Genomic DNA, 10,340 nt, shown 5'->3' on the forward strand with positions numbered 1-10,340 from the left:
GCGATGATTTTTGCCGCCCCCTCCCCCATTTTGGCCACGGCCTGGCCGCGGTCGTTTTGCTTCCTTACTCTTTCCAGCGTGGTTCCGGCGGCCTCTGCTACCGCCTCGGCTTCGATGTCCACGGGGAAGGCGTCCGTCGATCCCATTGTTCCGGTATTCAGCGTCATGACTCGTTGGCCATGCTGCAGGATACACTTACGGAGATAAGCGAAAACTTCACTTTTGGTATCGAAACAGCCAAGAATCAGTATATAGGAGTTTTCCACGTATTATTTTTGGGGGATATCAATCTGAATACAAAAAGGCTGCGGGCTAAATTTTACTCATCATTATGACAAAGATAGACACGGAGACACTTCGCCAGCAGATCACGGCCGCTTATCCGCTCGAACCAGAGGAGCTCGACGCTTTCGTTTCGGTCTGGACGCCCATAACGGCTTGTCGGAAGGAAGTACTAACCCAAGCGGGCGACACGGAGAAGTACCTTTATTTCATCCAGGAAGGTTTGCAGCGTATTTATTATCTCGACGCTCAGGGCCGCGAAGCTACCCTGATGTTTTCGTATACGCATTCTTTTGGCGGGGTGATCGACTCTTTTTTCACACAACAACCTTCCCGCTATTTCTACGAAACCCTAATGCCCTCCGTATTACTCAAGATGAGCTATACCGATTATGAGCGGCTCTCCTTGCGCCATCCCGCGCTGGTCAGAATGGTACTCTCAAGTTTGAGCGGGGCGCTATCAGGGGTGCTGGAGCGATTGGTGGAGATTCAGTCTTATACTTCTGAGGAAAAGTTTCGCGCTTTGCTTCGTCGGAGCCCGCATATCCTGCAACTGGTGCCGCACAAGTACCTGGCCAATTATTTGGGGATAAATGCCACCAATTTCAGCAAACTACTCAATCGAGTAAAAATTTGAAATCTTGGTAAATGCCAAGATTTTTTCGGCATGGGTGCCCGACCTTTGAGATACAAACCAATTCAAGCAATCTGATGAAAAATCAAACACTCGAAGAATGGGCCGAACCACTGGCAAAAATCATTGAGTCGCACCTTGAAAAAGCGACCAGCACCTATCAAAATCTGTCTGAGGATGTACTTAATGCCAGGCCCGCTGATGGAGGTTGGTCGGCGGCGGGCTGTATCGCCCATCTCAATACGTATAGCGACTTTTACCTTCCCAAGACACGCAGAGCCCTTGGTCAGGTCGTGGCTGAACAGGGAGGGGGTACTTTCCGAAGCGGTACTTTGGGCAAACTGTTGACGAACACGATCAAGCCCGAAAACAAGCTCAAACTTAAAGCATTCAAGGCCCATCGACCGCCCGAAGACCTGGACGGAGTGGCGGTGATAGCACAGTTTATCGAGTACCAGGAACAATGGCTTCGTTTGCTGCACGAAATTGAAGGAGGCAACCAACTCGACGCGCGCGTTCAATCATCGATCACGCCGCTCATCCGCTTCAAGCTGGGCGATGTGTTTGCCTTTATGAAAGCGCACGACGAACGCCATCTGCAGCAAGCTGATCGGGTATTGGGTAGTTTGATGGAGAAGGTCTGACTGGAACGTTTCATTTCTTATCAATCAACTTTTTCACCTTGTCCAAATCTTTCAGCTCGCCATCCACCAGCAGGTTAAGGTCGCTGTCATTAATCATCGCATCATCGGAAGCCAACTTGCATCGGAAGGTCAGGTGAAAGGGCAAACTTTTGCCTTTAAAAATAAACTGCCCGGCAGTTTTGAGCAGGTCGCCCATGTCAACCGTTATCGGTATTTCGTAGAGGTCACTACTGTGAGATTTAACCACGGTACCGCCTTTTACGCTGCCTTCCAGTAGTTTTTCCTGTTTCCCCACCGAAATCACGTAGCTCGGGTTCTTAAATTCCAGCGGAAAAGGGTTGTCATTAGTTAGTTCCAATTGCAGGATAATATCCGATTGGCTCAGGCGAAACTTCTCCATATCGAAACCCCTGACTTTTACTTGCGGTAGATGGTATACGGGCATGCGCATATCCATCGATAAGTGAAGCGTATCTTGCCCCAACAACGGTTTGCGCAGATGAAAATCACCCGAAAAGTGGTAGGTGGCGCTATCTTGACCTTGTATGTCTTGCTGATTGATTTCGTCCACGAGTTTTTTGAGCATCAACTCCGTGTCGAGACTAACGGTTATGCTATCGTGCGGCTTAATGAGCAGCGACTTGGCGTAGTCGTTTTCAATGATAACCTGCTCGTTCATCTTTATGGTGTAAGCCATATTCTCGACGTCCATACCGATGGGTAGTGGGTTGTGAATCAGCAAATTCAAGGTCATATCGACGGTACTGTCGGTAATATTGCTGATGCGGCCAACGCCCATTTCGAGCCGGGGTTTGAGACCCGTAACGGGGTTGCCATATTTTTGTTTGTAGAAATAGTAGCCGACAAAACCCAGCAGGAGGAGGAAAATGAAGAAGAGAATCGTCTTGACCGATTTGCTGAGATTCATGCCGTAAGAAGGAGGAGAGTGAAGAGAGAATTTAGGCCACCCACCCACCGGGCAAGTCATGCGTCCCTCTCACTTACGGCGGAAAAAGCGTGGACGTTGCTTTCGGCCATCACTCCATCCCAGTCACTTCTTGTCGATCATCTTTTTTAATTCCTGCAAATCCTCCATATCGCCTTCCACGACATAGTTCAGATCGCTGTTTTTCAACATTTCGTTATCGCTGGCGAGTTTGCATTTGAAGTTGAGTTTGAAAGGCAGACTATTCCCCTGAAAAAGAAGCTGCCCCCCGGTTTTGAGCAATTCGCCCATATCGACCGTGAAAGGTACCTCGAAGGTTTTGTTGCTATTCTTACCAACTTTGGTGCCGCCGGGGTTGCTGCCTTCCAGGACATTGCCCTGCTTCCCGAGGTCGATCGAGTAGGTTGGATTCTTAAATTCCAGAGCAATAGGATTGTCGTTGGTCACCTGAAGCCGAAGCAATACCTCCGACTCGCTCAAACGGAATTTTTCCAGATTGAAGCCGACCACCTTGATTTCAGGCAAGTGATACACAAACGCCCGCCTGTCCATCGCCAGTCGCAGCGTATCTTTTCCTAAAAACGGCTTGCGCAGATGAAAAACGCCCTCGAAGTGGTAGTCGGCGCTGTCGTTGTCCAGACGATCCTGCTCGTTTACTTCGGCGATGAGGTTTTTTAGATTCAGTTGGGTGGAGATGCTCAACGAACTGCTGTCGCTGGCCTTCACCACGAAAGGCTTGGCGTATTCGTCTTCGAGGATAACCGTTTCGTTCATTTTAACGGAGTAGGCCATATTGGCCACATCCAGGCCGACGGGCAACGGATTATCCAAAAGCAAGTCCAGCGTCAAATCCAGGGTGCTGTCCGTGATGGCGTCAATGCGGACGGCGGCCATTTCGAGCCGGGGTTTCAGGCCCGAGACGGGGTTGGCATTTTCTTGTTTGTAAAAATAAAATACCGCCGCGCCCAGAAGGAGAAGGGCAAGAAAGATCAGGAGGGTTTTGGTAGTTTTGCTGAGGTTCATTGGTGTGGCAGCCCAGGGTTGGTAATTCGGCCTGAAAAGTTTTTTTCAGTTCGTTTTGGGCCTGGCTAAGCAAACAGCGGTTCCATTTTTTTCGTTTATTTGGCGGTTAATGAACAAACCAAGTATTCTTCTTCCAAAGCAATCAGAACCCTTTTTCCATGAAACAAATTACCGTTAGCGTACCCGATCACCGCCTTCCCTTTTTCATGGAACTAGTGAACGCGCTCGATTTTGCGCAAATCGTAAATCAAGAAGAGTTGGAAGGCACTCTGACCGATGCCCAGAAAAAAGCCTGGGAGGATGTAAAAGCAGGATTTGAGGAAGAAGGCCAGGAGGAAGATGAAGAAGACAAAAGCCAGGCCCGGCCGGTTGAAACTTTGCTGAATGGGTTGGATTGAGTTTTCCGATTTAGGGCGAGTCAGTGCAAAGCGATTTTTGCAGCCATTGGCTTTGAGAACTTGTGAAATTCAAAGACGACCCATCTTTCGATTCAAGCAAAAATGAGTCGTCATTAGGCTAATAGATGCTGCTAAAAGTTAATATTTTTATTCAAGAGATTCCCCGGAAGAGTGACTGCCGCAGTGCTATCGGCCTGTATTTGGAACGACTTGAAAACGTTTTTGTCAACCCGGAAGACACTATTGTCCCGAACCTGTACGGTTATGTTTAGTAAATGATTGTCGCTGAGAACCGCGACGTATCCGCGCTTCCGAGATAAAATAGAAAGATTGTCGAAGCTGTTGTCCACAAGGTGCATCCCTCTACCAGACTGTACAACGCTAAAATCCCCATGTGGCCAACCCTTGACTTTACAGATAATTTCCTCAGAACTGACACCCGACAGCTCGGGAGCAAAAATATAAATACCCGGTTTTTGCGTTAACTCCGATTCAATATTAAAGAAGGGGACATAGTTATCTATGCTTCTCTCAAACTTGACGTAAAGTGTATCTGACTGAACCTCCCACTTCACAGAAAATCTGGTTGTGGATTCACTAAATTTCATGCTCCTGATTTCAAACTGTTCACCCGGTTGGATTTGTGTCAAAGTAAAATTATCTCCGACAAGTTTTACGTACTTAAAAGGCTTCATAGTATCCCTCGAATAGCCATAAAATGGGTCATTCCGATCGATATTTTCGAAGGCATTTTTTATTGTAAAATCGACCCCAATCATAGCGACGAACAAGAAAGAAAGTAGTCCGATCAATAGAAGATTACTGGTTTTCATACTGTTTCATTTAGGTAGTTGAGGAATATTCGGTTGCTACGAATTTGTCGTAGCGGGTCTGTAAATCTTCCAGTTTAATATCCAGCAAATATATGTTCTTGAAAAATTCGGGCAGCTCGGTTTCCAGAAAGCGCTCTTTCCTATCGGCTTTGATTAGTTCAAACGCATTTTCCGCCGCCGAATAGCCAATCCCTCGCTGACTGGAAATTATGTCGTGGCCCTGCAAATATTCGAAGCTCCGAACGACGGTGTTGGGATTCACTTCCAAGGAGGACGCCAGATCCCTAACTGACGGTATCCGCTCACCCGGAGGCCATTGCCCCAGCAAAATCTGCTCGCAGATATAATCTGCGATTTGAATATATATGGATTGTTTTTCTTTGAATTCCATTTTTGGGATAGGGTTAAACTTCTTTCTCCACTAGCCGGATGTAGGCGATGTACCATAGAGAGAGTAGAATCAGTATTGGCAGTAAGTTGACGAAGTGTTGTATTTGCTCAGGTACGTTTACGTAATAATACTCCTCCAATTCGCCAAATTGCAATCTCCACTGCATAAAAGGTGTAGCAGAAATAGCACTGGGAGAAGGTGTCATACTTTCTGCCACAAAATTATTGATAGCAGTTCCTATACCGATTACAACGATTAATACAGCCGCCGTTTTAATATAGGCGGCTTTGGTAAAATATATCGCACCAAGAAAGGCTACTCCCTGAATGACTATTGCTGACATAAATGAATAGTAAATTGCAAATTCAGGCATCAATTCGTACTTTTCTTCCCCGGAAAGTAGGTGGTTGTTGGCATATTCCATAGCAGAGAAATGTAGCACCAGGTACAGCACAAAAAATGGAATAATAAATGCCAGGTTCAGAAGTAGCGTACTTAAAAACTTCTCCAACCTCGAGGCGGGCACCATGAGGGCCGCGATAGCAGAGTTGGTCGAGTCGTATTGCCCAAATACCTGATTGGTATATAGACTTCCACCAAAAAGCACCAACATTACCAGGGAAATCGTGTGCAGACCGCTAAGTGTGTCTTTGTGTTCGTTGCTGAACATAATTGGGAGCATCATGAGTAACAGCGCGCCAACTAAAACGGCAGCCATAAGCAGCTGGGTTCTTCCTTTTTCGGCAATTTCCAGCCTGTTTATCAGCAAAAAGCGTTGAAAATTGAAAGTCTGGTTCATGGTTGGTGATGGGTTTATTTGTTTAGTCGTTTAGTTGGTAAGGCATTTTCTTTATGGCTCTGTGGCTTTGTCGCTCTGCCCCTTCCCTCACCCGAACATCTCCCGAATCCGCCCCGGATTCTTCATCACGGCGTTGAACAACTGTTCCAAATCAACGCGGCTTTCTTCGCGTTCCAGATTCTCCGTCACGGCGTCGTAGCCGCGCAGCGAAGGCTCGGCGTAAAGCACCTGCGTGTCGTTCTCGACCGTTGGGCGTGTGCCAAAGTACAGCCGTTCGGCGACTGCATCGAGGCTGTGCTGCATCACGATGCGGCTATCGTCCATGATGATGATGTGGTCGATCAGGTTGTCGAGGTCGCGGACCTGGTGGGTGGAGATGAGCATTAGGCGGTCGGGACGCAGGGCGGTAGAAACGATTTTGCGAAACTGGCTTTTGGATGGGATGTCCAGGCCGTTGGTCGGCTCGTCCATGATGAGGACTTTGGTGTTGGTCGCCAGGGCGAAGGCGATCAGGACTTTCTTTTTTTGGCCAAAGGACATTCCTGTGAGCTTATTTCCCCCGGGAATATCGAACTCGGCGAGGTAGCGCAGAAACTCCGACTCGTCGAAGCGAGGATAAAAGGGCTCGAGCGTCGCGGCATAGCGATCCACGGTGACGGAGGGCAGGTAAATTTCCTCGGGGACGAAAAATACATCCTGCAAAAAGGCAGGTGATCGCCTTTTTGGTTCGTAGCCGTTTACTTCGACTCGCCCACTATGCGGAAACAACAGCCCCGCCATCAAACGCAGCAAACTAGATTTGCCCGCACCGTTTTTGCCCAGCAATCCGTAAATATGGCCGGGCTGTAAGTTGAGCCTGAGATTTACGAAAAGTGGCTTGTGCTTGTCGTATCCGAAAGCTATGCCTTCCAAACTAATCATGTTCTCCGTTGTCATAGTGTCCTAGTTGAATAGTACACTACAAAGGTACTTGATGATTTTGGATTTGCAATTGAAGTGTGAAAAAAATTATCTGAACTATTTGAAAAGTCGATTCAAAATCGCGTCTCCGCCCGTTCCCAGGGTTCATGCGAGGAAATCGCGATTACGGCTAAGACGGCCACTAATACCAGCAACGCAACGAGAATCCCACTCCATCTTCGGGGAACATTGGGCCGCGCCGAGAAGTTAGTGGTCGTTTTTTTGAGTAATACTCCTACGAAGATCAGGTTAATCGCATACAAGTACTGTTCGATGCGGTGGGTACTTAATAATGCTCCTGTAACGAGCCAGCTACACAAGGTGTAAAGTGCAAAGTGGGCTAGAAAAAAATGATACAAGGGCCGGAATCCTAAACTACCCGGTTCTTTTTTCAGGTAAAAGTTGAAGTACCAATAAATACCCAGACCAGCGATTAATAGAAAGGCCAATGTTTGGGTAAGCTGGGTGATCGTTTCTGCCCTTTCGGGTATGATCTCGACTACTTTACTCAGTATGCGCTCCGTCTCGAAAGATTGATCCCACACTACGAGCGGGATAATCAACACCAACATCGCGATGGGAAACCAGCTACTTTTCGTGGGTTCAGCGGCACTTTCTTGCCCCCAGTCGGCGGTGAAAGTACCGTAGGCCATTCCCGCGCCCCCGAAGAATCCGATGCTGTATTCCATTACGTTCCAGAAGTTGAATTCAATTTCGGAGGCGATGCCCAGTACTTGCAGGAAATTACCAAGGGCAAAGCCCAGTCCGCCGCCCAGTCCGGCGTACACCGCCACGCTCAGGGGGGCCATTCGTTCGTTTCGCACCAGGTACCATGCCAGCCCAATTGCCAGCCCGAGGCAAGCCGCCCACATTTCGGAACGCGGCGGGGTCATGAGGTAGCCAAGCTGCTCCACCACGAAGAAATAAACGACGATCGCCATGGCTACCATTTCAGTCATCAGCCTAGGCCACGCCACGGGCTTTTCTTTGGACTCGTCCAGTACCAAACCAAACAGCCCACCGCCCAGAAAACCGTATAACATGCCGATGACCAGCAACATCGTCAGCCCGTAGTACACGTTCCCGAAGTCGGAACCTCTACCGTACCCAATGACTACTCCATAGCTGATCATTCCGCCCAGCCCCCAGCCAACGGCTCCGGCAAACATGGCTCGGATGGCTTTAGGGTACCAGTCTTTTCTTCTTGCCAGCAGCAAAACGGCCAAACACCCGATACCTCCTGCCCAGGCCGCGCCCTGCTCATGGCCGAACTGTCCGCGAATGGCCCAGGCTGTGCCGAGTGACATACCCGCCAGGAGTAGACCGAGGTAAAAGTACTTTGAGTGCTTCATAGACGAGGAATAGTTGGGGTTGGCTTGGCTATATCTACTGATATATTGTCAGAACAGGCTATTTTTTGCTAATCATAGCCCAAACCCATTTCTATGAAGTATTAATATGGAATCTACCACAAGCTCATGCCTGATAAACTCGCTCTCCACGGCGGCCCGAAATCCGTACAATCTAATTTCCCCTGGCCAATATTCGACGAAGCCGAAGTAGAAGCCGTTGCTCAAATCGTTCGAAGTGGTCAATGGGGCAACCCTGACTGTATGGGCGCAGTCGAGCAATTCGAGCGGGAGTTTGCCAACTATTGCGGCGCGAAGTACGCCGTGAGCTGCGTCAACGGCTCGGTCTCGTTGCGGCTAGCCCTCATCGCCTCCGGTATCATGCCGGGCGATGAGGTGATCGTTCCTCCCTATACGTTTATCGCTACCGCCTCCACGGTAATCGAATCCAATGCCGTACCGATATTCGTGGATATCGACTCCGAAACATATAATCTCGACCAAAAAAAAATAGAAGCTGCCATCTCGCCACGTACCAAGGCTATTATCCCTGTGCATTTCGCCGGACAAGCCTGCGATATGGACGCGATCATGGACATCGCGCAGCGACACGATCTGCGCGTAATTGAAGATGCCGCTCACGGCCACGGAGCCGAGTACAAAGGAAAAAAGCTGGGTACGATTGGCGACGCGGGTAGTTTTAGCTTTCAGTCGTCCAAGAACTTGACAAGTGGGGAGGGCGGGATCGTCGTCACCAACGACGCTGAGCTTTATCGCAAAATGGCATCTTTACGGAATGTGGGCCGCCTGCCCGAGGGGGAGTGGTACGATCATTTTTTGCCCGGCTGCAACTACCGCCTTACGCCCATGCAGGCCGTGTTGCTTTCCAGCCAGTTGAAGCGCTTAGACGAACAGACGATCAGAAGAAATGAGAATGGAGTTTTACTCAATAAACTACTAGCCGAAATCGAAGGCATTGAACCGCTCCGCCGGGGTCACGGCGAAACGATGCACTGCCACCATCTGTACATTTTCAAATACGACTCCACCCATTTCAACCATTTGCCCAAAGCACATTTTTTAGAAATGCTGGCCGCCGAGGGTGTTCCCTGCTTCAAGGGATATCCTTATCCCCTTTACCGACAACCGCTTTTTCAGGAAAAAAACTTCATGTGTTACGCGCTGCCCGAATTGGCAGACTACAGTAGGGTAGTTTGTCCCGTGGCCGAACGGGCTTGCGGGGAAGAGGCGGTTTGGATATTGCAACACGCCATGCTGGGATCTGAGGAGGATATGCTGGCTTTTGTAGCGGCAATTCGGAAGATTCAGAGGGCCGCTTTAGCCAAAAAGTGAACCCGCCACGTCAGCAGGTTCACTTTGTTCATTATTTACGCGTAGCGCCGTGCTACTTGTAACGCTGAATGCTGTATGTGTTGGATGTCAGCTTGGAAGGGTCACCCATCGCCGCGCCGATTTCGCCGATGCGGGCATTGAGTGTGAAGATTTGGCCATTGACGTAAGTACTTGTCGTTGCCTGAGCATAGCCGTCCGTCTGAGAATCGACCACGCTGGCGGTGGCAAAGTTGTTGTCGCTGCGCACCAGGGCCACCTTACTGCCCCCAGTCACTACGTACAAGTCTGTCGTCCCGACCAGCGTCAAACCGTCGCCGGGCAGGCTACCGATTCCGCTTACCTCCGTGATGGCGTTGCCATTTTTCAAATCCACCTTGAATAGTTTCCCTCTCCCCGTATTGGCTACGATCAGATAACCATCGGGGTGATAAACAATCCCATTGAGGCCAAACGTAGGGCTGGTGAACAGCACATCGTTCCGAACCAGAATGCTGGCTATCCCGTCGGCGGTCACTTTGTAGATGACCGGAGAAAACGAGTCTGTCACGTACACTTCGCCATTGGGATTAAGGGCGATATCGTTGGCGAAGTGCCTGACTCCCGGAAGCAGGTCGTCGAGATCCACGCGGCGTTCCAGACTGCGTGAGGCGATGTTAAACACCAAAAGTTCCGCCGTTTTTGTGGCCGTAGCGGGGCTGCTCTTGCTTGACACCCCGTTGTCGCTATTG

The 10,340-nt window shown here is 49.4% G+C and carries 13 protein-coding genes; 4 read left to right on the forward strand and 9 right to left on the reverse strand.

The features are described 5' to 3' along the window. Window positions 1-266: Tm-1-like ATP-binding domain-containing protein (locus ACEW8P_RS26845; protein WP_373516136.1), on the reverse strand; the 266-nt coding region annotated here is incomplete at its 3' end. A gap of 65 nt (window positions 267-331) precedes the next feature. Here ACEW8P_RS26845 and ACEW8P_RS26850 point away from each other — a divergent pair. Together ACEW8P_RS26850 and ACEW8P_RS26855 are read left to right on the forward strand one after the other, a co-directional pair. Next, a complete protein-coding gene (locus tag ACEW8P_RS26850; protein ID WP_373516137.1) occupies window positions 332-919 on the forward strand; it encodes a Crp/Fnr family transcriptional regulator in 588 nt (195 codons plus the stop codon). Between the two features lie 74 nt (window positions 920-993). Then, window positions 994-1,560 (forward strand): DinB family protein, encoded by a 567-nt coding sequence (locus ACEW8P_RS26855; protein ID WP_373516138.1) that lies wholly within the window; start codon window positions 994-996, stop codon window positions 1,558-1,560. Window positions 1,561-1,570: 10 nt separating this feature from the next. On the opposite strand, the gene ACEW8P_RS26860 is transcribed toward ACEW8P_RS26855, so the two are convergent. After that, entirely contained in the window at window positions 1,571-2,488 is a 918-nt protein-coding gene (locus ACEW8P_RS26860) for an LEA type 2 family protein (RefSeq protein ID WP_373516139.1), read from the reverse strand. Between the two features lie 123 nt (window positions 2,489-2,611). Continuing rightward, on the reverse strand, window positions 2,612-3,529 hold the full coding sequence (locus ACEW8P_RS26865) for an LEA type 2 family protein (RefSeq protein WP_373516140.1): 918 nt from the start codon (window positions 3,527-3,529) through the stop codon (window positions 2,612-2,614). Between the two features lie 158 nt (window positions 3,530-3,687). Between ACEW8P_RS26865 and ACEW8P_RS26870 the strand changes: the two genes are divergently transcribed. Continuing rightward, window positions 3,688-3,927 carry a hypothetical protein gene (locus ACEW8P_RS26870; protein ID WP_373516141.1) on the forward strand — a complete coding sequence of 80 codons (240 nt, stop codon included), beginning with the start codon at window positions 3,688-3,690 and terminating at the stop codon, window positions 3,925-3,927. A gap of 131 nt (window positions 3,928-4,058) precedes the next feature. On the opposite strand, the gene ACEW8P_RS26875 is transcribed toward ACEW8P_RS26870, so the two are convergent. The 5 genes from ACEW8P_RS26875 to ACEW8P_RS26895 form a co-directional block, all read right to left on the reverse strand. Beyond that, the gene (locus tag ACEW8P_RS26875; RefSeq protein ID WP_373516142.1) at window positions 4,059-4,760 is read right to left on the reverse strand and encodes a hypothetical protein; all 702 of its coding nucleotides are present in this window, start codon (window positions 4,758-4,760) and stop codon (window positions 4,059-4,061) included. A 10-nt stretch (window positions 4,761-4,770) separates the two neighbouring features. Next, on the reverse strand, window positions 4,771-5,151 hold the full coding sequence (locus ACEW8P_RS26880; protein WP_373516143.1) for a GntR family transcriptional regulator: 381 nt from the start codon (window positions 5,149-5,151) through the stop codon (window positions 4,771-4,773). Window positions 5,152-5,164: 13 nt separating this feature from the next. After that, a complete protein-coding gene (locus tag ACEW8P_RS26885) occupies window positions 5,165-5,950 on the reverse strand; it encodes a hypothetical protein (protein WP_373516144.1) in 786 nt (261 codons plus the stop codon). Between the two features lie 87 nt (window positions 5,951-6,037). Further along, entirely contained in the window at window positions 6,038-6,886 is an 849-nt protein-coding gene (locus ACEW8P_RS26890; RefSeq protein WP_373516145.1) for an ATP-binding cassette domain-containing protein, read from the reverse strand. 98 nt (window positions 6,887-6,984) lie between these two features. Further along, complete coding sequence (locus tag ACEW8P_RS26895; RefSeq protein ID WP_373516146.1) at window positions 6,985-8,262, reverse strand: hypothetical protein; 1,278 nt, start codon at window positions 8,260-8,262, stop codon at window positions 6,985-6,987. A 126-nt stretch (window positions 8,263-8,388) separates the two neighbouring features. Here ACEW8P_RS26895 and ACEW8P_RS26900 point away from each other — a divergent pair, with 126 nt between their 5' ends. Next, window positions 8,389-9,612 (forward strand): DegT/DnrJ/EryC1/StrS family aminotransferase, encoded by a 1,224-nt coding sequence (locus ACEW8P_RS26900; protein ID WP_373516147.1) that lies wholly within the window; start codon window positions 8,389-8,391, stop codon window positions 9,610-9,612. A 52-nt stretch (window positions 9,613-9,664) separates the two neighbouring features. Here the strand turns inward: ACEW8P_RS26900 and ACEW8P_RS26905 are convergent. Then, window positions 9,665-10,340 (reverse strand): gluconolaconase (locus tag ACEW8P_RS26905; protein WP_373516148.1); only part of this gene is annotated, 676 nt, incomplete at its 5' end.

Source organism: Persicitalea sp., assembly GCF_041751555.1.
Lineage (GTDB): Bacteria > Bacteroidota > Bacteroidia > Cytophagales > Spirosomataceae > Persicitalea.